This is a genomic window from Corallococcus sp. BB11-1, assembly GCF_026626625.1.
In the GTDB taxonomy this organism is placed as follows: domain Bacteria; phylum Myxococcota; class Myxococcia; order Myxococcales; family Myxococcaceae; genus Corallococcus; species Corallococcus soli.
In genome coordinates, this window is record NZ_JAPNJY010000010.1 from 144,631 (window position 1) to 166,750 (window position 22,120).

The 22,120-nt window shown below is 69.4% G+C and carries 20 protein-coding genes; 11 read left to right on the top strand and 9 right to left on the bottom strand.

Translation table 11 applies throughout. The annotated features are described in order from the left end of the window. The first annotated feature begins 24 nt into the window (after nt 1-24). The 5 genes from OV207_RS10650 to OV207_RS10670 all read left to right on the top strand — a co-directional run bounded on the left by OV207_RS10650 (nt 25) and on the right by OV207_RS10670 (nt 3,926). A complete protein-coding gene (locus OV207_RS10650) occupies nt 25-612 on the top strand; it encodes an imm11 family protein (protein WP_267554720.1) in 588 nt (195 codons plus the stop codon). A gap of 26 nt (nt 613-638) precedes the next feature. Continuing rightward, nucleotides 639-1,289 carry a hypothetical protein gene (locus OV207_RS10655; protein WP_267554721.1) on the top strand — a complete coding sequence of 217 codons (651 nt, stop codon included), beginning with the start codon at nt 639-641 and terminating at the stop codon, nt 1,287-1,289. A gap of 28 nt (nt 1,290-1,317) precedes the next feature. Continuing rightward, entirely contained in the window at nt 1,318-1,473 is a 156-nt protein-coding gene (locus OV207_RS10660; protein WP_267554723.1) for a hypothetical protein, read from the top strand. 25 nt (nt 1,474-1,498) lie between these two features. Further along, on the top strand, nt 1,499-2,521 hold the full coding sequence (locus OV207_RS10665; protein WP_267554724.1) for a DUF2169 family type VI secretion system accessory protein: 1,023 nt from the start codon (nt 1,499-1,501) through the stop codon (nt 2,519-2,521). 196 nt (nt 2,522-2,717) lie between these two features. Beyond that, nucleotides 2,718-3,926, top strand: coding sequence for an FAD-dependent monooxygenase (locus tag OV207_RS10670; RefSeq protein WP_267554726.1), 1,209 nt, complete (start codon nt 2,718-2,720; stop codon nt 3,924-3,926). A gap of 52 nt (nt 3,927-3,978) precedes the next feature. Here the strand turns inward: OV207_RS10670 and OV207_RS10675 are convergent, their stop codons facing one another. After that, a complete protein-coding gene (locus tag OV207_RS10675; protein ID WP_267554727.1) occupies nt 3,979-7,494 on the bottom strand; it encodes a MopE-related protein in 3,516 nt (1,171 codons plus the stop codon). Nucleotides 7,495-7,974: 480 nt separating this feature from the next. Between OV207_RS10675 and OV207_RS10680 the strand changes: the two genes are divergently transcribed. From OV207_RS10680 to OV207_RS10690, 3 genes are all read left to right on the top strand, one after another. Continuing rightward, nucleotides 7,975-8,460, top strand: a complete 486-nt coding sequence (locus tag OV207_RS10680) for a VOC family protein (RefSeq protein WP_267554729.1) — start codon at nt 7,975-7,977, stop codon at nt 8,458-8,460. A gap of 274 nt (nt 8,461-8,734) precedes the next feature. Beyond that, nucleotides 8,735-11,170 carry an isoamylase gene (locus OV207_RS10685; protein WP_267554730.1) on the top strand — a complete coding sequence of 812 codons (2,436 nt, stop codon included), beginning with the start codon at nt 8,735-8,737 and terminating at the stop codon, nt 11,168-11,170. Nucleotides 11,171-11,404: 234 nt separating this feature from the next. Beyond that, nucleotides 11,405-12,070 carry a pentapeptide repeat-containing protein gene (locus OV207_RS10690; protein ID WP_267554731.1) on the top strand — a complete coding sequence of 222 codons (666 nt, stop codon included), beginning with the start codon at nt 11,405-11,407 and terminating at the stop codon, nt 12,068-12,070. 1 nt (nt 12,071) lies between these two features. Here OV207_RS10690 and modC read toward each other — a convergent pair whose 3' ends face one another. From modC to modA, 3 genes are all read right to left on the bottom strand, one after another. After that, nucleotides 12,072-13,139 (bottom strand): molybdenum ABC transporter ATP-binding protein, encoded by a 1,068-nt coding sequence (gene modC, locus OV207_RS10695; protein WP_267554867.1) that lies wholly within the window; start codon nt 13,137-13,139, stop codon nt 12,072-12,074. A gap of 106 nt (nt 13,140-13,245) precedes the next feature. Further along, nucleotides 13,246-13,923, bottom strand: coding sequence for a molybdate ABC transporter permease subunit (modB, locus tag OV207_RS10700; protein ID WP_267554868.1), 678 nt, complete (start codon nt 13,921-13,923; stop codon nt 13,246-13,248). Further along, nucleotides 13,923-14,690, bottom strand: coding sequence for a molybdate ABC transporter substrate-binding protein (modA, locus tag OV207_RS10705; RefSeq protein WP_267554733.1), 768 nt, complete (start codon nt 14,688-14,690; stop codon nt 13,923-13,925). Before modA ends, modB begins: the two co-directional genes overlap by 1 nt. A 109-nt stretch (nt 14,691-14,799) precedes the next feature. Here modA and OV207_RS10710 point away from each other — a divergent pair, with 109 nt between their 5' ends. Continuing rightward, nucleotides 14,800-15,297: a MarR family winged helix-turn-helix transcriptional regulator gene (locus tag OV207_RS10710; RefSeq protein WP_267554734.1), complete on the top strand. Its 498-nt coding sequence runs from the start codon at nt 14,800-14,802 to the stop codon at nt 15,295-15,297. A gap of 13 nt (nt 15,298-15,310) precedes the next feature. Here OV207_RS10710 and OV207_RS10715 read toward each other — a convergent pair whose 3' ends face one another. After that, a complete protein-coding gene (locus OV207_RS10715; RefSeq protein ID WP_267554735.1) occupies nt 15,311-15,949 on the bottom strand; it encodes a YdcF family protein in 639 nt (212 codons plus the stop codon). Between the two features lie 230 nt (nt 15,950-16,179). Here OV207_RS10715 and OV207_RS10720 point away from each other — a divergent pair, with 230 nt between their 5' ends. Then, on the top strand, nt 16,180-16,737 hold the full coding sequence (locus OV207_RS10720) for a hypothetical protein (RefSeq protein ID WP_193428010.1): 558 nt from the start codon (nt 16,180-16,182) through the stop codon (nt 16,735-16,737). A gap of 13 nt (nt 16,738-16,750) precedes the next feature. Here OV207_RS10720 and OV207_RS10725 read toward each other — a convergent pair whose 3' ends face one another. From OV207_RS10725 to OV207_RS10735, 3 genes are all read right to left on the bottom strand, one after another. Then, complete coding sequence (locus OV207_RS10725) at nt 16,751-17,668, bottom strand: endonuclease/exonuclease/phosphatase family protein (RefSeq protein ID WP_267554738.1); 918 nt, start codon at nt 17,666-17,668, stop codon at nt 16,751-16,753. 93 nt (nt 17,669-17,761) lie between these two features. Then, nucleotides 17,762-18,394, bottom strand: coding sequence for an MXAN_6652 family MXYO-CTERM-anchored protein (locus tag OV207_RS10730; protein WP_267554740.1), 633 nt, complete (start codon nt 18,392-18,394; stop codon nt 17,762-17,764). 120 nt (nt 18,395-18,514) lie between these two features. Then, nucleotides 18,515-19,210, bottom strand: a complete 696-nt coding sequence (locus OV207_RS10735; protein WP_267554742.1) for a DUF4336 domain-containing protein — start codon at nt 19,208-19,210, stop codon at nt 18,515-18,517. 126 nt (nt 19,211-19,336) lie between these two features. On the opposite strand from OV207_RS10735, the gene proS reads away from it, so the two are divergent. Beyond that, complete coding sequence (gene proS / locus OV207_RS10740) at nt 19,337-20,770, top strand: proline--tRNA ligase (RefSeq protein WP_267554743.1); 1,434 nt, start codon at nt 19,337-19,339, stop codon at nt 20,768-20,770. A gap of 59 nt (nt 20,771-20,829) precedes the next feature. Here the strand turns inward: proS and OV207_RS10745 are convergent, their stop codons facing one another. Then, entirely contained in the window at nt 20,830-22,071 is a 1,242-nt protein-coding gene (locus OV207_RS10745; RefSeq protein WP_267554745.1) for an adenylate/guanylate cyclase domain-containing protein, read from the bottom strand. Between the last annotated feature and the right edge of the window lie 49 nt (nt 22,072-22,120).

Consider the following 22,120-nt stretch of genomic DNA (forward strand, 5'->3'; position numbering starts at 1 on the left):
CCGATGCCCCCTACGGGTCGCACCATGCATGAATACTACGTCCTCTCCACTCCCGATGACGAAAGCCTCTGCATCCTCGACAGGGAGTCCGGCGAGCTGTGCGAGATGGGTTGGATGTTCGTCAAGGGAATCCGTGCCCGGGAGCGATACGGCCCCAGCGCGAGCCTCGCGATGACAGGTCACTACCCCGGCGTCAAGCTGACCGACAATCTCATCAATACTTTTGGTTACTGGGTGATTTCCGAGGCATTGAAAGCCCTGCTCGAAAAAGAGGCGCACACGGACATCGAGTACCTGCCCGTCCCCGTCATCAATCACAAGGGCCGCCGCGCGGAGGGGGAGTTCTTCATCGCCAACCCCTTCGCCATCGTGGACTGCGTCGACCTGGGCAACTCGAATGTGGATGAATCCCAGATGGCCCCGGGTACTTTTGGGGGCATCTACCGGCTTGCGCTCGATAGAACACGCATCCCACCCGAGGCGCGGCTCTTCCGTTTGAAGCAGATGCCCAAGGTCATCATCGTCCGGGAGGATCTCCGCGCTGCACTGGACGCCCAGGGCCTCACGGGGCTGAGCTACATCGCCATGGGCGAAGATTGCATGCTGGTCTGAGTCCAGCGAAGCCCGGAGGAATACCCATGAGTCTGGCCCGCTCGACGTGGATGGAAGCCCTGCGCGACAACAGCGCCTTTTGCCTGCGGGAGGCGCTCGGCGCCATTGAGCACCAGGCCCCTTCGGAAGTGACCGGGCATGCCTATTTCGATGCCGCGTGGCGATACCGGAGGATGGCGGTCTGTGAGCTGTTGCTGGAGGGACGGCAGGATCGATTCGCAGGCTTCCTGTACAAGTCCGCGCTGCTCCAGCAGCACCTCCAGCACCTCGCCTCGACGCGCCAGGGCATCCAGGTCGCACACCTCAGTTGCAGCCTGAGCGAAGTGCCTGTGAACGCGCTGGTGGTGGGCTGTCTTGAGCATGCCGAAGCCACTGCCCGGGGAATGCTGGACCGGCACGTCCCAGATGTGGAGTACGAGGACGACTTCCTCTTGTTCCGCATCATGGGCGCGCTGCTGCTCAAGGCCCGCGGAGCGCAAGACGCTGACCTCCCGCGACTCCTGAAGCGCTGGAGCACGGTGCTACAAAATGAGGAAGGGCCCTATCTCGATGTCTGCCGCGCGCTGTCCAGCCAGGATGAGCCTGGTTTTTCCCAAGCCTTTGAATCACTGGTGGAGGACCGCGTGCGGCAGTGCGAGCGCGTTCGCAGGGAGCGGGGAGCGGGGAGCAGAGGGTGAGCCGTATCTGTCAGAGGCCTTCGTCTTCATGAAGGGGCTGGCCCTGCTGCGGCTGGCGGAACTCCTGGGAATGCGAACGCTGGCGGAATATCCGCTCATCCCCCGCTTCGCCCGACTGCCCGTGGCCGGGCCGCTCCTGCCTTCCATGTCCTGGCGGATTCCGGAGCAGGGAATGCCCGCGTAGCCACCAGCAGGAGGAAGGCGACGCCATGGGACACGCAGCCCTCGAAAACCTGACGCCCTTCACCTTCGAAACGCTCTACGTGACGGACGAAGCGCTCCAACCCCTTCTTGTGACGGTGGTGAAGGCGACCTACGAGCTGCACGGCTCGGGATTGAGGCTGGCCGAGGAGCAGGCGCCGTTGCACCACGGCGGCATCCTCCAGGGAGGCCAGGAGGACTCCAGCTACCGATATGAGCCGGAGGTCGCCTTCTTCAAGCCAGCGACAGACGTGGTGCTGGTCGGCCATGCGCAGGCGCCTTCCCCGGACACGCGCGAGCTGAAGGTGGCGCTCCAGGTCGGCCCCCTGCGGAAGGTGGTCCAGGTGTTTGGAGAGCGCGTCTGGTTCAAGAGCCTGGGCCAGGCATCCATGACCCGACCACAGCCATTCGAGCGCATACCCTTGTGCTACGAACGCGCCTTCGGTGGGTGGGACCGCAGCCATCCGGAAGCTTCCCGGCACGCCTTTGAGGCTCGGAACCCCGTAGGCGTCGGCTTCCGTGCCCATCCCAGGCATTTCGAGGAGGGACTCCGGCTGCCCAATCTCGAAGACCCGAAGACGCTCCTGCGCAGCTTCGGGCAGGTCGTGGCACCGGCGGGGTTCGGCTTCGTCTCACCTCACTGGCATCCCCGCGCACGATTGGCGGGCACCTATGACGAAGCATGGGCGACGGCGCGGGCCCCGCTGCTGCCCCGCGACTTCGACCGGCGGTTCTTCAATGCAGCCTCGCCTGGGCTGGTGGCGAATGGCTACCTGAGGGGTGATGAGGCTGTCTCCCTGGAGAATGCCTCGCCCGCGGGCCGGCTGGGCTTCCGACTGCCGGGCCCCCTTGCGCTCAGGGTGCGGGTGGTCAGGACGGCGGACCAGGACGTCTGGTTGGAGCCGAGGCTCGACACACTCATCATCGACACCGACGCAGGCCGCGTCTTCCTGCTCTGGCGTGCGCAGCTTCCGCTCCAAGAGGGGCCGCACGAGGTCCGCTCGCTGCATCTGCGATCCGAACGCCCGTAGGAGCAGGCGCGTGTGGATTCGGCAACGGACGTGGCCTCATCCAGGGGCGTGCGCCCTCCCCCTTCTGTCCTGTCCAGAATCCCTGCTCGCTCTTTCGACCAGCATCCGAATCACAGCCGAATCCCTAGCATGCCCCCATGCCCGTCACGGCCCCCGGGGCGCGGGCCCCGAGGCGGTGGCGGGTCAAGGGAACGAAATGAGAATCGTATGCGTGGGCGGTGGCCCGGCGGGGCTGTACTTCTCCATCCTGGCGAAGCTGAGCAACCGTCAGCACGACATCACCGTCATTGAACGCAACCCGGCCGGGGTGACCTATGGCTGGGGCGTCGTGTTCTGGAACGACCTCCTCAACGACCTCCACCGCAATGACCCCGTGAGCGCGCGGCAGATTGAAGAGGCCGCGGCCCGCTGGGACACGCAGGAAGTGCACCTGCGGGGCCAGCTTGCGACCCGCGTTGGCGCGGACGGGTTCAGCATGGGACGCGACCGCCTGCTGGACATCCTCACCCGGCGGGCCCGGGAGCTCGAGGTGGACATCCGCTACCAGTGCGACGTCCATGACCTGTCCGCGTTCGCTGACGCGGAGCTGATCGTCGCCTGCGATGGCGTCAACAGCCGGCTGCGCCAACAGCACGCGCCGCACTTCCAGCCCCGGGTGGAGGAGGGAAAGAACAAGTACATCTGGCTGGGCACCAACAAGGTGTTCGACGCCTTCACCTTCGCCTTCGCGCAGACCCCCGCCGGCTGGCTCTGGTTCCATGCGTACCGCTTCAACAACGAAACCAGCACCTGCATCGTCGAGTGCCAGCAACAGACCTGGGAGGCGTTGGGCTTCGGCACGATGGGACCGGAGGAGACCCTCCGGAAGCTGGAGGACATCTTCCAGCGCCACCTGAAGGGCCACTCGCTGTTCCATCAGCTTCGCGGAATGGGCAAGGCGCCGTGGCTGCACTTCAAGCGCATCACCAACGAGCGCTGGTACCACGACAAGGTCGCGCTCATGGGCGACGCCGCCCACACCACCCACTTCTCCATCGGCTCCGGGACGAAGCTGGCCATCCAGGATGCCATCGCCCTGGCCCGGCGGCTGCGCGAACACAACCACCTCCCCGACGCGCTCCAGGCGTATGACGAAGAGCGGCGCTCCGCCCTGGTCGCGATCCAGCTCGCGGCGCGCAGCAGCTCCGAGTGGTTCGAGAGCGTGCCCGACCACATCGACCAGAGCACCCTGCAGTTCGCCCATGCCCTGTTGAACCGTCGCGGAAGCTCGGTCTGGAGCTACCTGCTCCTGCTGGCCAGCCAGCAGCCCGCCTTGAGGGGTGTGCTGCGCGGAATCCACGCCTCCAGGCGGTGGGTGCGTTCGCAGCAACACGGAAGAAGGGGCGACCAGGCCCGCTCGGCCTGACCGCCCCTTCCGTGCTCTCAGGAACAGCAACCCCGAGCCAGGAGACCCTGGCTCACATGTAGATGCAGTCCCCTTCGATGCATTCGAACTTCCAGTTGGGGCACCTCAATCCGCAGCCACCACAGTTGTCGAAGTCATCCATGACGTTGATGCACGTCCCACCGCACAGGGCGTAGCCCGGGTCGCAGGAGGTAGGGACACAAACGCCCCCTTCGTTCGTCTGGCCGTTGCAGTTGTTGTCCACGCCGTCGCAGATCTCCGCGTGCCCGGGATTCATGGACGCGTTGGAGTCGTTGCAGTCGCTGGCGTTGGCGACGTAGCCGCCCGGCTGGACGCAGCCGTACCCCACCACGCCCCCATTGCCATAGCCGTCGTTGTCGGCATCGCGGTACCAGATGCCCACCCCTTCGTCAGACTGGCCATTGCAGTTGTTGTCCTGCCAGTCACAGATCTCCGGCGCTCCGGGCCGGGTGGCCGCGTTGGAGTCGTTGCAGTCGCCGGAGGTGGCGACGTAGCCCGAGGGCTTCGAACACGCCTGAGTCGTCGGGTTGGAGCCGTAGCCGTCGCCGTCCGCGTCGCGGTACCAGATGGAGCCTACGCCGTCGTCCGGCAGATAGTTGCAGTTGTTGTCCACGCCGTCGCAGACCTCCGGGGCGCCCGGCCGGATGTTCGGGTTGGAGTCGTTGCAGTCACCAGCGACGGAGGCATAGCGCGTGGGCCGCGTGCAGGCCTGAATCGACAGGCCGCCGACGCCATAACCGTCGCCGTCACTGTCGAAGTACCAGGTCGGCTTCACCCCTTCATCCGTTGAACCGTTGCAGTTGTTGTCCACGCCGTCGCAGTATTCCGTCGCACCCGGCCGGACGCTTGAGTTGGAATCGTTGCAGTCGCTGGCGTTGGAGACGTAGCCCGAGGGCCTCGAACACGCATCCGTCGAGTTGTTGGGGTTGCCGTAGCCGTCACCGTCAGCATCGCGGTACCAGGTCGACCCGCTGTCATCCTCATCCCACGAACCATTGCAGTTGTTGTCAATGCCGTCGCAGGAGTCATAGGCGCCCGGGTGGATGCCCGAGTTGGAGTCGTTGCAGTCGCCCGCGCTGGCGGCGTAGCCCGTCGGTCGTGAGCACGCCTGGGTCGACTGGCTGGAGACGCCGTAGTTGTCACCGTCGGCGTCGCGGTACCAGGTGGGCTTCACCCCTTCGTCCACTGCGCCGCTGCAGTTGTTGTCCACGCCGTCGCACACTTCCGTCGCACCGGGCCGGATGCCCGCGTTGGAGTCGTTGCAGTCGCTGGCGTTGGAGACGTAGCCCGAAGGCTGGCCGCAGGCCGCGGCGGAGAGACCCGGATTGCCGTAGCCATCTCCATCCGCATCCCGGTACCAGAGGCCTCCCACACCTTCGTCGCTCTGGCCGTTGCAGTTGTTGTCCAGGCCATCGCAGACCTCGGACGCCCCAGGAGAGACATTGGGCCGGGTGTCGTCGCAGTCCGTGGTGTTGGCCACGTAGCCCGAGGGCTGCGAGCACGCCTGGGTCGACTGGCTGGACGTGCCGTAGCCATCCCCGTCCGCGTCGCGGTACCAGTTCGAGCCCACGCCTTCATCGGGCTGGCCGTTGCAGTTGTTGTCCAGGCCATCGCAAACCTCGGACGCCCCAGGAGAGACGTTGGCCCGGGTGTCGTCGCAGTCGGTGGAGTTCGCGACGTAGCCCTGGGGCTGAGTCCCGGCCTGGACGGAATCGCTCGCCTTGCCGTAGCCATCTCCGTCCGCGTCGCGGTACCAGAACGCGCACACGCCTTCGTCCACCTGTCCGTCGCAGTCGTTGTCCAGGGTGTCGCAGGTCTCGGCCTGGCCCGGCCGCACGTTGGCGCGGGTGTCGTCGCAGTCGGTGGAGTCCGCGACGTAGCCCTGGGGCTGGGTGAAGGACCGCTTGGCGTCACTCGCCTTGCCGTAACCATCCCCGTCCGCGTCGCGGTACCAGAAGGCGCACACGCCTTCATCCACCTGACCGTCGCAGTTGTTGTCCACGCCGTCGCAGACCTCCGTGGCGCCAGGCTTGAACGCCGCGTTCGTGTCGTCGCAGTCCAGGGCGGTGGTGACGAAGCCGTCTGGGAGCGCGCACGCGTTCAGGAAGTCGGCGGGACTGCCGTGACCGTCCCCGTCCTGGTCCCGGTAGAAGAGTCGCAGGGGCAGGCCCGGCTGGACGTACTTGACCAGGGCGGGCGACAGGCTGCCCGTGCCCAGCTGCCCCTGACTGTTGTCACCCCAGGACCAGACGATGGGACAGCCCTGGTACTCCCACCGCTCGAAGTGGGCCGACAGGCCGTGCCGCGCACCGCCCGCGACGAGCGCCACGGAGTCCACCCGGACGTGGGTCCCCCAATAGCTGTCCCAGCGCAGCGCGTAGCCGGGCGTGGGCCGGAGCAGCTGCGTGCCGTCTCCCAGCTGCCCGGACTCGTTGGCGCCCCAGCCCACCAGGTCCCCGAAGGGGTAGCCCTGGACGAACAGGCTGAAGTGGTCTCCCGCCGCGATGTAACCGCCGGCGGCGGTATTCGGGACGGCGCCCGCGGGGCTGGGGAGGAACTGCTCCAGCAGCGGCGGCTCGCTGACGATGAAGTCCCGCCCGCCCTGCCCCGAACCGTTCAGGCCCCAGCTCACCGCATGCCGGGGAACCTCATTGTCATAGAGGACGGAGTGGAACTCACCCGCCGCGATGGCCGCCGTCACCCAGGTGCGGATCAACGTCGGCGTCAGGACCGGGGCGGAGCTCGCGCCCGTTCCCACCTGGGCGAAGTCGTTGCGTCCCCAGCCCCACACCCGACCCGTGCGCCCCAGCGCCAGGACGTGGTGTCCACCCGCCGCGACCGAGACGATCTTCGTGACCTCCGCGGGGTCGGTCAGGTCCGCCGGAGCCTGCGGGAGATACGGATCCCCCGGCGCCAGCGCGGGAATCACCACCTGGACCGGCGTGGGGTGGGCATTGGAATCAGGCCCCGCCAGCGGCTGCCCCAGCTCTCCGTCCGTGTTCTGACCCCAGGCCCACACGGAGCCATTCGCATCCACCGCGAGCGACAGGTCCGCGCGCGCGGAGATCGCGATGATGTTGCTCAGCACGGGAACCTGCGTCGGCGCCAGGACCCGGGTGTTCGGGTTCAGCCCGCCCGCCTGTCCCCGGCTGTTGCGACCCCATGCCCAGACATGGCCCGTCTCGTCGAGCGCCAGGGAGTGCCCGCTTCCCGCCGCCACGGCGGTCATCCGCCTGGGCAGGGTGATGGGCAGCGGCGTCGCCTGGGGCGTCGCGCTCACGGCCCCCCGCCCCAACTGCCCATCCGTGTTCTGCCCCCAGCTCCAGACCACGCCATCGCTTCGGACAGCCAGCGAGTGGTACGCACCCGCGGCCACCCCCTGGACCTCCAGGCCCGCCACCACCCGGTCCTGCTGGACCTTCATCGCAAGCGGGGCCTCTGGCTCCGCTTCCAGCAGGGACTCACCACAACCCGAGCCCAGGGCAAGCAATGCCGTCACGCACCACCCGAGCGGTGCGCGGCCCCACTTCACAGTCTGTCTTCTCAATGGAAAGGCTCCTGATACACCCCGGCCTTCCCCCTGTACCGGGGCGTCATGTCTGGAGAGAGATTCTTTCCGGCGCAGGGACGCGAAGGCGGCTCGACCCCCTTGCCGCACGGCGCGCTCCCGCCATGGCGGGCCTTGCACTGGAAAGAATGGAGGGACTTCCCGCCCGTGTGGTCCCGGTCTTCAGGGCAAGAAGGTTGTCTTCAATCTCCAATGATTTCCAATCAAATGCAATACCCCGACATGGCCTTTCAAAGGGTGTCACGGGACGCCCCGGGAGGTCGGACATGACAGCGGGGGATATTGAAAGCACAAAGCGATACAGGCTTTCCTGAGTACACGGAGTGTTCTCGATACAAAGCCCTCCGTCCGGAGGAGCCAGCCCGTGGCGGGCCGGATGGCACCAGGGCGAGCTGGCGTCAGGCCCTGCCCCGCTCCCGCGGTGGTCTCACCGTAGGGGTGTCCGCAGGAGGAGCCCCCATGACCGAGGCACCCAAGATCGTCACGACGCTGTGGTTCAACTTCAACGCCGAGGAGGCGGTGGGCTTCTACACGTCGCTGTTCAAGGACTCGAAGGTCCTGGCCGTCACGCGCTACACGGATGCGGGGCCAGGCCCGGCGGGGTCCGTGCTGACGTGTGAGTTCCAGCTCGCGGGTCAGCGCTTCATCGCCCTCAACGGGGGACCGGAGTTCCCGTTCACGGAGGCCATCTCCCTGACCGTGAACTGCGAGACGCAGGGGGAGGTGGATGAGTTGTGGAACAAGCTCACGGCGAACGGGGGCAGGCCGGTGCAGTGTGGCTGGCTCCAGGACCGGTTCGGGCTGTCCTGGCAGATCGTCCCGACGGTGCTCCCGGAGCTGCTGAAGACCCTGCCACCGGAGAAGGCGAGCCGGGTCACCCAGGCGATGCTGAAGATGGTCAAGCTGGACATCGCCGCGCTGAAGCGGGCGGCGGAAGGCGGGTAGCCCCCGTCGTCGTCGGCTCCACGCCCCACAGGGTCGGGGGCGAATCCCGGAGGTTCACGCACACCGCGTGGCCAGCACCGCGCCACACCCACACGCCCTGACGCACCCGGCCAGGGCGCGCGCGTCCGGATGACGCACGGACGACATCCGCGTGGGGGCGGGCGGTTGACTTGGACGTCGCTGCGGTGGTGAACGGAAGCGGCCCCGGGCAGTCGCGGGCCCGGCGGGCTTGCAGCGTTCGTGAACCTCGCTTGCCGCGTCTGGAGCCACATCCATGATGACCCCTCCTCGTCGTCACCGCCGGAGCCCCTGGCTCTCGCGGTGGCAGCCCCTCCTCGCCGCGGGCCTCGCCTCGGCGATGGTCTCCTGCGCCGCCTCCGACACCCCTGACCAGTTGCCTCCCCCTGAAGCGCCCGCCATCGCGGACATGGCCCAGTTGGAGCAGGGGCTGCTCTCCTGGAACCTGGGCGCGAAGTACGACGCCACGCAGGCCAACATCGACTTCCGCGTGTTCTCCTCGCGTGCCACGCGCATCGAGGTGTGGATCTACAAGACGCCGCTGGGCGCGCAGGAGGTCCTGAAGTACGTGATGGTGAAGGACGCCACGACGAACGTCTGGTCCAAGTCCGTCTCCGTCGCCACGCTCAAGAACGCCACCAACAACATCACCGGGCCCGTCTACTACGGCTACCGCGCCTGGGGCCCCAACTGGCCCTACAACACGTCCTGGTCGAAGACGAACACGTCCGCGGGCTTCATCGCCGACGTGGATGCGCAGGGCAACCGCTTCAACCCGAACAAGCTGCTGTGGGACCCGTACGCGCTGGAGCTGAGCCACGACCCGGTCAACGCCACCGCCACCGCGCAGGACGCCACGGTGTTCGCCTCCGGCCCCACGCACCGCTACAAGGACAGCGGCTCGCGCGCACCCAAGGGCATCGTGCTGCCGCCGGACAGCACCTCCACCGGCACCAAGCCCACGCGCGCCTTCAAGGACGACATCGTCTACGAAGTGCACGTGCGCGGCCTGACGAAGCAGGACACCGGCTCCGGGTTGGATGCCAACTGCCTGGGCACCTACAAGACCGCGGGCCAGAAGGCCGCGGCGCTCGCGGCGCTGGGCGTCACGGCGGTGGAGTTCCTGCCGCTGCATGAGACGGACAACGACAACAACGACTACTCAGCCACCACCACCGCCGGCGACAACTACTGGGGTTACATGAACCTCAGCTACTTCGCGCCGGACCGCCGCTATGCGTGCGACAAGAGCGCGGGCGGCCCCACGCGCGAGTTCAAGGCCATGGTGAAGGCCTTCCACGACGTGGGCATCAAGGTGCTGGTGGACGTGGTCTACAACCACACCGGCGAGGGCGGCGCGTGGGTGAACGGCGATTCCAGCACGTTCAACGTCATGACCTACCGCGGCCTGGACAACCCCACGTACTACAGCCTCACGGCGGACAAGCAGTTCAGCTGGGACAACACCGGCGTGGGCGGCAACTTCAACACGTTCAACCCCACGGCCCAGAACCTCATCCTCCATTCGCTGTCGTACTGGAAGGACACGCTGGGCGTGGACGGCTTCCGCTTCGACCTGGCGTCGGTGCTGGGCAACACCGTGGAGCACGGCGGCTTCAACTACGACCGCGACAACCCGAACACGGCGCTCAACAAGATCGTCACCGTGCTGGACCCGCGTCCGGACGGGGGCGGCGCGGGCACGGACTTCATCGCCGAGCCCTGGGCCATTGGCGGCAACTCCTACCAGGTGGGCAACTTCCCGGCGAAGTGGCGGGAGTGGAACGGCATCTTCCGCGACACCTTCCGCAAGGACCAGAACCAGATGGGCGTGGACGCGGTGACGCCGGGGCAGTTGGCCACGCGCTTCACGGGCTCGTCGGACCTGTATGGGGATGACGGCCGCAAGCCGTTCCACTCGGTGAACTTCGTGGTGGCCCACGACGGGCTGTCCCTGAAGGACCTGTATTCGTGCAACAGCAAGAACAACAACCAGCCGTGGCCCTACGGCCCGTCCGACGGCGGCGAGGACAACAACCACAGCTGGAACCACGATGGCAACGCGGTGCTCCAGCGGCAGGCCGCGCGCAACGGCATGGCGTTCATGATGTTGAGCGCGGGCGTGCCCATGTTCACGGGCGGCGACGAGTTCCTGCGCACGCAGTACTGCAACAACAACGTCTACAACCTGGACTCGAACAAGAACTGGCTGGACTACGCGTGGAGCGCGGAGCAGTCCAACTTCCGCCTGTTCACCAAGAACCTCATCGCGTTCCGCAAGGCGCACCCGGCGCTGCGCCCGGCCAACTTCTACAGCGGGTCGGACACCAACGGGAACGTGATGGAGCAGCACCGCTGGTTCAAGCCGGACGGCACCGTGCCCAACGCGGCGTACTTCAACGACGCGGGCAACCACGCGCTGGCCTACCGCATCGACGCCACGGAGTTCTCCGGTGAGTCGGTGGGCGCCATCTACGTCGCCTACAACGGCTGGTCCGGCAACGTGAACTTCACCCTGCCGTGGCCGGGCACGAACCGGAAGTGGTACCGCGTGACGGACACCTGTTCGTGGATCGAGAGCCGGGGCGCCAACCAGGTGCTGCTCAACCCGGGCACCGCGGACGACGTGGGCGGCGAGAACGCGACCTATGGCCTGTGCGGCCGGGGCGTGCTGGTGCTGGTGGCGAAGTAGCTTGAAGCCGTGAGGACCCGGCGCCCCTGTCGCGGGCCCGGGTCCTCGCGGTGCGGTTCCAGGCGAGTGTCGGGACGGTCACCATTCCGTGGGACAAGTCCAGCGACACAGCGCTCACGCGAGCACCGTGAGGCTTCACGCCGGTGGCTTCAGACGGGCTGCGACGTCGCCGGGCGCCCGGTATAAAGCGTCCGCGCATCCGGCATCTCCGCCAGGAAGGACCGTGCTTTCCCCGTGACCGTGGAAGAGGACAAGGTGGCCGCGCTGCTGCGGCGGCTCAAGGCAGAGGACTCGTTCGAACGGGAGACGTTCGGGGAGCTGGACCTCCAGGGCCTGGACCTGAGCGGCAAGGAGTTCTACCGCTGCACCTTCCAGGACTGCCAGTTCCAGGAGGGCCGGTGGAAGGACTGCCTCCTGGAGGCGTGTGTCTTTCAAGGTTGCAACCTCACGCGCGCGAACTTCAATGCCATCCGGCTGCGGGACGTGCGCTTCGAGGGCTCGAAGCTGATGGGCATTGATTGGACGGGCGTGTCCGCGAACCCCGAGGTGATGTTCGAGGAGTGCGGCCTGCCCTACAGCTCGTTCGTGGGGCTGAGCCTCCGCCAGACGTCCTTCGTGCGCTGCGTGGCCCGGGAGGCGAACTTCTTCGACACGGACCTCACGGACGCGGACTTCACCGGCGCGGATCTCACCGGCAGCAACTTCCGGGGCTGCACGCTGACCCGGACCGACTTCACCGGCGCGACAGGCCTCCAGCTCGACCCCGCGCGCAACAAGCTGAAGGACACCCGCGTGCCCAACGAGACGGCCATGTCCCTGGCCCATGCGATGGGGATGCTCGTGGAGGGCTACCACGCGAAGCCAGCGGGACGTGGCGGGGGCGCGAAGAAGAAGCGTTGACTCAGCCGGAGTCCTTCAGCCTGCGGCAGGCAGCGGACTTCACCGCGAGGTACACGCGCAGGCCCGGCGCGATGGACAGCTCGCGCACGGCGGAGTGCGTGAGGCGCACCACCCAGCGCACGCCCGCCACGTCCACCTGGGTCGCGCACCCACCCGCGCCCGCGTCCTCCACCTTCGCCACCGTGCCCTCCAGCACGTTGCGCGCGGAGACGCCGGTCAGCGGCCCGGTGGACAGGAGGATGTCTTCGGCCGGCACCGCGTAGGCCACCCGGAGGCCTGACGACGGCTCCGACACCTCCGGCACCCAGAGCGCCAATGCGTCGTTGATGCGCAGCCGCGTGCCTCCGCCTTCAGGGTGCTCCAGCGTGCCCTCCAGGATGTTCTCCTCGGGCTCGCCGGTGAGCAGTCCCCGCGCGGCCGTGCCCAGCACCGCGTCCGCGGGCCCCACGGCTCGCACCGCGCCGCCGTCCAGGAGCAGGGCTTCGTGGGCCAGCGCCCGGGCCTCGCCCAGTTGGTGCGTCACGTACAGCAAGGGCACGCGGGCCTCGTCGCGCACCCGCAGCAGGTAGGGCAGCACCCGCTCCTTCAGCGCGACGTCCAGCGCGGCCAGCGGCTCATCCAGCAGCAGCAGCGCGGGGTCCGTGGCGAGCGCACGGGCCAGGGCGACCCGCTGCTTCTCACCTCCCGACAGCGTGGCCGGGTAGCGATGCAGCAGCGGCTCCAGCTCCAGCAGGTGCACCGCTTCGTCCACGCGCGACGGGCGTCCGGCGCGCACGCCGAAGCGTACGTTCTGTCCGGCGGTGAGGTGCGGGAAGAGCAGCGCGTCCTGCGGCACGTAGCCCATGCGCCGCGCCTCGGGTGGCACCTCCACGCGCGCCGCGCTGTCGAGCAGCACGCGTCCGCCCACCACCACGCGCCCGGTCGCTCCGCGCCGCAGGCCCGCGAGCACCTCCAGCAGCGAGGTCTTCCCGGAGCCCGAGCGCCCCAGCACCGCCACGGACGCGGACGCGAACCGCGCGTCGACCGCCAGGTGGAAGCGCGCCAGCGGCAGGCGCAGCGACAGGTCCATCACGGGCGCGGACCTTCCGTGGGCTTCCACATCCCGGACACCCGGAGCCGCGTGCGCGGCGCTTCCCTGCCAGGCCCGGCCTCCGCGAGGAGCTCCCGCGCGTCCCTCACGCGAGCCCCCGCGCGCCACGCCGCCGCGTCACGGCCTCCGTCACGTACATGACCCCGAACGCGAGCACCACCGCCACGCCCGCGAGCTTCAGCGCCTCATCCTCCCGCCCCGTCTGCGTGCGCTGGAAGATGGCCAGCGCCAGCGTCTGCGTGTGCCCCGGGATGTTGCCCGCGACCAGCACCGTCGCACCGAACTCGCCCAGCGCCCGCGAGAACGCGAGCAGCGCGCCCGTCAGCACGCCGCGCCAGGCGAGCGGCAGCGTCACCCGGAAGAAGGCCCGCGTGCGCGTGTCTCCCAGCGTGCGCGCCACCGCCACCAACCGTGGATCCACCTCCTCGAAGCCCGCGCGCGCCGAGCGCACCAGCAGCGGGAACGCCATCACCGCGCTCGCCAGCACCACCGCCTTCGGCGTGAACGCCACCTCCAGGCCCACCGCGTCCAGGAGCCGCCCCAGCGCCGAGTCCCGCGCCAGCAGTTGCAGCAGCACCAGACCCACCGCCGTCGGCGGCAGCACCAGCGGCAGCGCCAGCACCGTCTCCACCACGCCCCGCCCCGGCCCCCTCCAGCGCGCCAGCGCGTACGCCGCCGCCACGCCCGGCACCAGGATGAGCGCCGTGGACGCCGCCGCCACCGCCAGCGTGAACAGGACCAGCCCGGTCAGCCCCTCCTCCATCACGGTGAGGGCTGTCCCTTCCTGGGGCTCACGTCCAGGAAGCCCCGCTGGCGGAACTCCGCCCGCGCGCCCTCCGTCTGGAGGAAGCGCACGAACGCGAGCCCTCCCTCCGGCGCCTTGCCCCGCGTCAGCGCCACCGCCGGGTACACGATGCGCGGCGCCTCGCCCTCCGGCACCGTGAACGCCACGCGCACCTTCTTCGACTGCGCCGCGTCCGTCGCGTACACCACGCCCGCGTCCACCCGCCCCGCCGCCACCGCCGCCAGCGCGGCCCGGACGTCCGCCGTCGGCACGACGGTGGGCGCCACGTCCTTCCACACGCCGGCCTGCGTCAGCCACGCCTTCGCGTACACCCCCGCGGGCACCGCCGCCGGCTCCGCCAGCACCACCCGTCGCAGCCCCTTCAACCCCGCCGCCCCCTTCACCTCCAGCGTGGATGCCACCGGCACGATGACCACCAGGCGGTTGGACACCAGGTCCACCCTCGACCCGGGCCGCGCCAGCCCCGCGCGCTCCACCGGCTCCAGCTTCGCCTCGTCCGCGGAGAGGAACGCATCCGCTGGGGCACCCGCCACCACCTGACGTGACAGGTCACTGGAGGCACCGAAGGCGAACCGCACGCGGTGCCCGGTCTCCCTCTGGAACGCGGGGGCGAGCGCCTGGAGCGCCTCCGTGGTGCTCGACGCCGCGAACACCAGCACCGGGTCCTCCGCCCGCGCCGCTCCCGCCCACACCGCCACCAGGAGCCCCAGCCACGAAAGCCGCATCACACGCACCTCCAGGAGCCTTCCCGGCGACAACACCCATCACACCCATGATGCCCACGCCCGAGACTACAGGTTGACCCGCAAGCACCGCGCCGCTAATGAATACTCCGTGTCCCGGAATATCCATAAAGAGGAGGATGAATCGCTCGCGGGAGACGTCGACCGCATGCAGGAGCTGATGTTCTCGCTGGGGCGCCGCCGTTCGCTGCGCGACCCCATCGCCAGCACCTGCGAGCAGTTCCAGTTCACGCCGCCGCAGGTGCACGCGCTCCTGTGGCTGGGCCTGGACGGGTCGCTCACCATGGGTGAGCTTGCCCGGCGGCTGGGCGTCACGGAGAAGACCGTCACCGGCGTGGTGGACCGCCTGGAGCGCGAGGGCCACCTGCAGCGCGAGCGCGGTGAAGCCGACCGGCGCGTCGTGCGCTGCCGCCTCACCGACAAGGGCCGGCAGACCTTCACCAAGCTCGACCGCTCCATGCACCGCGCCATGGGCGTGGTGATGGGCATGCTCGACGCCGAAGACCGTCAGGCCCTCTTCCGCGTGATGGAGAAGGTGCTGCTCAAGCTGGACCAGCCCGCGCCGGACGCCCCCACGCCGGGCACCTGAGCGAGCCCGTCCTTCAGGCGCGCGGCCCGCCCGGCGCCCGCGCCAGCAGCAGCCCGGGGCTCAGCAGCAGCGCGAACGCCTCGCGCACCGTCCAGTAGCACCGGTCCCACGCCCCCATCCGCCCCGCGATGGGCGCGGGGCTCGTGGCCACGTCCCACCCCTGGCGCCGGAAGCACTGCCGCGCGCGCAGCAGGTGGTACGGGTCGGAGACCACGAGCACCCGGCGCGCGCCCCGCTCCCGCAGCACGCGCCCGCTGAAGCGCGCGTTGTCGTCGGTGGAGCGGCTCTCCTCCTCCAGCACGCACGCCGACGCGGGCACGCCCGCCGCGACCGCCAGCGCCAGCATCACGCGCGCCTCGGACGGCGAATGCAGGCCCACGCCACCGGACAGGAGCAGCCAGGGCGCCACGCCCCGGTGGTACAGCGCCGCGGCCTGCTCCACGCGCGCCACCAGCGCACCGGACGGCACGCCGCCCGGCAGCACCCGCGCGCCCAGCACCACCAGCGCGTCCGCGCCGCCGGAGTGTTCGCGCCGACCGAAGCGGTCCACCCACCACGCCAGGCCGAAGACGCCGCCCGTCAGCACGCCGGCCACCACGAGCACGCCCCGGCGCAGGTGGCCGGGTCTGGGAAGGAGGGCAAGGGACCGCACTCCGGGGAACCTAGTCCCTGTTCCCCCTTCCCGCCCCATGCCCCACCTTGTCATCACGGGCGACACGGCGACGGCGCCTTCCTGCCCTGGTGGGTCCGGGCCCGGGGAGGACCCGGTGAATCGTCGCCAGGGGTATCGCCGGGGGGCGGGCGCGGGGACAGAATGCGGAATGACCCGGCCGGGGTCCGCGGCGAACCCGGAGCGGCCGGGGGGCACGTGGAGGCATACGGATGGATGTCAAAGGCGTCGCGTTCCTGGCTCGGCAGACCCTGGCGGTGCAGTCCTTTGGCGAGGCGGCGTGGAAGGGGTTCCTCGCGGAGCAGGCGAAGCGGGACCCCCTCTTCGGGCAGCCCATCATGCCGGTGACGCGCATCCCGGCGGACGCGTTCCTGCGCCTCAACGAGGCGTTCACCCAGCGCTTCTACGCGGGCGACACCAAGGCGTACTGGCAATACGGCGTGAAGTCCGCCGAGTACGCCCTGGGCCAGGGCCAGCTCAGGACGATGTTCGGCAAGGACGACTTCCGCCGCTTCGCCCTGTTCACGCCCGGCATCTGGAAGGGCTACTTCACCGAGGGCGAGCTGACGGCGCAGCTCCAGCAGAACGTCGTCGAGCTGCGCATCACCGGCGTGCCCCGGCCGCACGTCTACTTCGAGCTGGCCGTGATGGGCTTCGCCGCGGGCGGGCTCTCGTACCTGGGTGGCGGAAGGGAGATCCACCACGAGGTCCTCAAGGGCTTCAGCAAGGGGGACCTGGAGGTCCTCTACCGCTTCACCCTGCCGGGGTGAGCGCGGGCCCCCTTCAGGGCGCGGAGGCCGCGGCGGTGGTCGTCGCCGCGCCCGACGGGGCCGGGGTCTCCAGCGCGACGGCGGGCGTGACCGAGGGCGCGAGCCGCAGGTCCGCCACCACCGGGTAGTGGTCGGACGCGCCCACGCGCAGCACGCGGCTGGACACCGGGGTGAACGCGCCGCACGCCATCACGTAGTCGATGCGCAGCGACGGCAGGAACAGCGGCATGGGGTAGGTGCCGGTGCCGCCCGCGTGCGTGACCTTCGCCACGTCCTGGAGCTGGCGGCGCAGCAGGCGCACCGGCCGCGAATCCGGGTCGTCGTTCAGGTCCCCCAGCAGCAGCCGGGGCCGGGAGTCCTTCGCCAGCAGGTTCGCGATGAAGACGCTCTGGCGGGTGCGCGCGGCGCCGTTGAAGGGCCGGCGGATGAGGTGCGTGGCGTAGACGCTCACCGCGCGGCCGTCCACGTCCACCACCGCGTGCGCCAACGTGCGCGGCTCCGCGCCCCGGGGCGTGGGCAGCGGATACTGCGCCAGCGACTCCAGCGGGTAGCGCGACAGGAGCGCGATGCCGTAGCTGCCGCCGTACAGCTTCGTGGTGCCGAAGTGCGCGCGGTACTTCAGGCCGGTGAGCGCCGACAGCCGCTCCACCTGGTCCTCCCCGCCCGCGCGGGTGGAGCCCACGTCCACCTCCTGCAACGCGACGACGTCCGGCGCTTCGGCGCGGATGACGTCCGCCACCCGCGCCAGGCCCCGCAGGCCGGACTGGATGTTGAAGGTCATCACCCGCAGGGCCCCCGCGTCACGCGCGGGCTTCGGGGCCGCGGCGACGGGCGTGACGCCCGAGGAGAGGGTGGGACGCACCGCGGGACCGGTGGCACAGGCCAGCGGTCCCACGACGAGCAACAGGGTCAGGAGGAGGCTCGGTCGCATCAAGGGGCGCGATGGTAGGTCGCCTGCCCTTGCGCTGTCGTCCCACCCCACCGGGCCCGGCCGGAGAGCAGCCGGGCGTCCAGGGCACGCGCCTCAGCTCGCGCGGCGACGGCGCGCGGCCAGCACCGCGAGCACCGCGCCCAACAGCGGCGCGCCGGCGGTGGCGGAGCAGCCCCCGCCCTCGTCCTCGTCGGGCTTGACGGGGTCCACGGGGTCGGCGCCGCCCGTGATGACCACGTCCAGCGTGGCGTTGGCGTGCGCGTCACCCGTCGCCTTGTTGTCGCCGTCCACGGAGTTGCCCGCCGCGTACACCTTGAGCGTGCCGTTGACGATGGGCGCCACCAGCGAGAAGTCGAAGCGCGCGGTGTCGCCGGTGAAGGTCTTGGGGAACGAGTGCGTCAGTTCGCCGCCGGGCACCGTCTTCGAACCCGAGCCCGCGTTCAGCGACGCGCCGTCCAGGCCGCCCGTCGCCACGTTCATGCCCGCCTTCACGCCGGGGCCGCCGGTGATGATCAGCGAGTAGTTGCCCGTCTGTCCCGCGGAGAGCGCCGTGGGCCCCTCCAGCGTCACCGTGGGGGTGCTGGCGCCGCCACCGTGGCAGCCGGACGCGGTGCACGACACGCTCTGCTTGCCGCTGCGACCGGCCAGGCCGGTGGAGTTGGCGGACGCCGAACCCGCGACGAGGCACACCGCGACCGCGCCAACAGACGAAAGAAAGGACCGCATGGGACAACCCTCCTGAGGGGGGAAATCAGGGAAGACGAGGAGGTGTCCTTCTAGCGCAGTGCGGCGAGGAGTGCAGCAGGCGACAATTGCATCCCCCGCCGGGGCTGGGTGTACTGGGACCTACAGCCAGGCGAAGGCGTCGTGCAGGGCCTTCTGGCCGCCGTGCTCCAGGACCTCGCCGTGGCACACCACCACGCGCTCCACGTCCCACTTCAGCGCGCGCTGGAGGGCGGCCCGCGCGGCCTGCCTGTCCTTGGTCAGCACGCGGATGAGGAGCGGGGCCGCGAAGCGCTTCCAGACGCGTTCGACCCGCGCGTACAGGCGCAGCTTCCAGGAGTCCGCGTGCTGGTAGTGGAACACCAGGTCGGTGACGAGCAGCGTGCGGCTGGGGCGGTGGAAGAAGAGGAACTCCCCCAGCTTGGGCATGCCGCGCACGTGCACCTGGTCCACGACGGAGGCCCAGCCCGCGTCCGGCGTGTCCCCCAGCTCATGGTCGATGCGCAGCGCGGGCTGCTTCGCGCGCAGGCCCGGCGGGGCCACCACGCTGGCGCCCGGAAAGGCGGCGGACCAGTCCGGCAGGTGCACGTGGTGGTACAGGTTGGGAGCGACGAGGAAGCGCACCGGCCCCAGGGACTCCAGCGCGGCGCGCCGCTCCGGGGTGAAGGCGACGGGCGAGTGCACCCACAGTCCGCCGTCCGGCAGGCGGAGGACCGTCATCCGGCCCCCCACGCCGATGCCCAGGAAGTTGAACGGCGCATCGAGCACGTGGACGTCGTCGGCGAGCTTCCGGAGGCCTGCGTCAGGGGGCGTGGTCATGGCGGGTCTGGCTTCCAGCAAGGGGGGGCGTCGCGGGACGAATCCAAGCACGGTCCGGCGTTGATTTCCGGAACATCCCAGCGTAGGCAACCCCGTCTCTCCATCTCCTAGCAAGGTTCCCAGCACATGGCCGACAAGCTCACGCCCCGCGAGAAGGGCTTTTCCGAGTGGTACGTCGATCTGGTCCAGAAGGCGAAGCTCGCTGACTACTCGGACGTGAAGGGCTGCATGGTCATCCGTCCCAACGGCTATGCGCTGTGGGAGAACATCCAGCGGACGCTGGACGCGAAGTTCAAGGCGGTGGGCGTGAAGAACGCCTACTTCCCGCTCCTCATCCCGGAGAGCTACCTCAAGAAGGAAGCGGAGCACGTCGAGGGCTTCAACCCCCAGCTCGCCGTCGTCACGCACGCGGGCGGCCAGAAGCTGGAGGAGCCCTACGTCATCCGGCCCACGTCGGAGACCATCATCAACCGCAGCTTCGCGAAGTGGGTGCAGAGCTACCGCGACCTGCCGCTGCTCATCAACCAGTGGGCCAACGTGATGCGCTGGGAGATGCGCACGCGCCTGTTCCTGCGCACCACGGAGTTCCTCTGGCAGGAGGGCCACACCTGCCATGAGACGGAGGACGACGCGGAGAAGATGACCCTCCAGATGCTGGAGGCCTACCGCGAGTTCGCCGAGGACTACATGGCGATGCCCGTGTTGACGGGGCGCAAGACGGAGTCGGAGCGGTTCGCCGGCGCGCTGCGCACGTACAGCATCGAAGCGATGATGCAGGACAAGAAGGCGCTCCAGGCGGGCACCAGCCACAACCTGGGCCAGAACTTCGCCAAGGCCTTCGAGACCAAGTTCCAGGGCCGCGACGGCCGTGAGCACTTCGTGTGGCAGACGTCCTGGGGCGTGTCCACGCGCCTCATCGGCGGGCTCATCCTCACGCACTCGGATGACTCGGGCCTCATCGTGCCGCCGAAGCTCGCGGCCACGCACGTGGTCATCATCCCCATCGCCGGCAAGGCGACGGACGCGGAGAAGACGCAGGTGCTGGAGAAGGCGCACGCGCTGGGCGCGGACCTGCGCAGGGCGGGCCTGGGCGTGGTGGTGGACGACGACGACAGCAAGGGCCCGGGCTTCAAGTACAACGAGCACGAGCTCATCGGCACGTGCGTGCGCATCGAGCTGGGGCCCAAGGACCTGGCGAAGAACTCCTGCGTGATGGTGCGCCGCGACCTGAAGCAGAAGGAGTTCGTGCCGCTGGACGAGGCCGTGGCCAAGGCCCAGGCGATGCTGGACCAGATGCAGAAGGACCTGTTCCAGAAGGCGAAGTCCTTCCGCGACGCCAACACCCACGAGGTGAACTCCCTGGAGGAGCTGAAGGCGCGCGCGGACGACGGCTTCCTGCTGGCGCACTGGAACGGCGACGCCAAGGTGGAGGCGCGCATCAAGGAGGAGACGGGCCTCACCACCCGGTGCCGGCCCTTCGACCTCAAGCAGGAGCCGGGCAAGTGCGTGATGACGGGTGAGCCGTCCCCGGGCCGCATCGTGTTCGCCAAGGCGTACTGACGTCAGTCCGGTGTGACTTCACGGGGGCTGGGGGCCTTGCTCCCGGCCCCTGCGTCGTTTCAGCTCGCGGCGAGCAGGGGGCGCTTCTTCGGCAGGAAGGTGGCCACCGGCTCCAGCTTGCCCTGCACGGGCAGCGGGGCGGCGGCCTCGAAGTCGAAGGCCTCCGCACAGCGCTCGCGCGTGGCGTTGGAGACGAGCACCGGGGCGCCCACCTTCTTCGTGAGCCCCTCGATGCGGCTGGCCAGGTTCACCGCGTCGCCGATGACGGTGTATTCGCGGCGCTGCTCGCTGCCCACGGCGCCCACCACCACGCGGCCGGTGTGCACGCCCACACCGATGTGGAGGATGCCTTCGCCCCGCGCGGCGCGCTCCTGGTTGAGCTTCTCCAGCGCCTCCAGCATGGCCAGCGCGCACGACACGGCGGCGGCCGGGTGCCCGGGCTGCTCCAGGGGCGCGCCGAAGTACGCGAGGATGCCGTCGCCCAGGAACTTGTCCAGCGTGCCGCCGTGGCGGAACACCACCTCCACCATGCGGGACAGGTATTCGTTGAGCAGCGCCACCACCTGGGGGCTGTCCATCCGGTCCGACAGCGTGGTGAAGCCCCGGATGTCGGAGAACAGCAGCGTCACCTCGCGGTGCTCACCGGCCTCGCCGTCGGTGCCCTTCTCGGAGATGCGCCGGGCGACCTCCGGGGAGAAGAAGCGGCCCAGCCGTTCGCGCTGCATCTCCTCGCGCACCACGTCCGTCACCAGCCCCAGCACCGTGCGGCTGACGAAGAAGGCCACCGCGGACGCGAGCGCCATCACCAGCACCATGCCGGGCAGGAACTGGGAGGCCTCCAGGCCCGCGGCCAGCGCCAGCAGCGCCGCCCCCACCGTGCCCAGCACCGTGGCCGCCACGACGACGAGCCGCGACAGCGTCACCATGGACACGACGACCACCAGCACCATGTAGGCCCCCATGGTCAGCAGCGCGGTGGGCACGCCGTTGGTGGAGCCCTGGATGGCCTGGCTCTGCAGGAAGTAGATGAGCGGCATGTCGATGAGCGCCACGCCCAGCACGGGCCGCTTCAGCAGCTCCGGCGTCCGCCGGGCCACGGCCCACAGCACCACCGCCAGCGCGATGTAGCACCCCAGCACCGGGCGGGACACGCGCCAGTCGTCCAGGATGGCCAGCAGCAGCCACGCGCTCGTCCCGCCCGCGCGCATCACGTTGAACCACGCCCCCACGTCCGCGCGCCATTCATCCAGGCGGCTCTTCAGGGTGGCTTCGACGCGGGCGCGGTAGAGCAGTGACAGCATGTTTCACGGACGCTACTCCACGCGTGGGACGCCCTCCAGGCACCGCCTG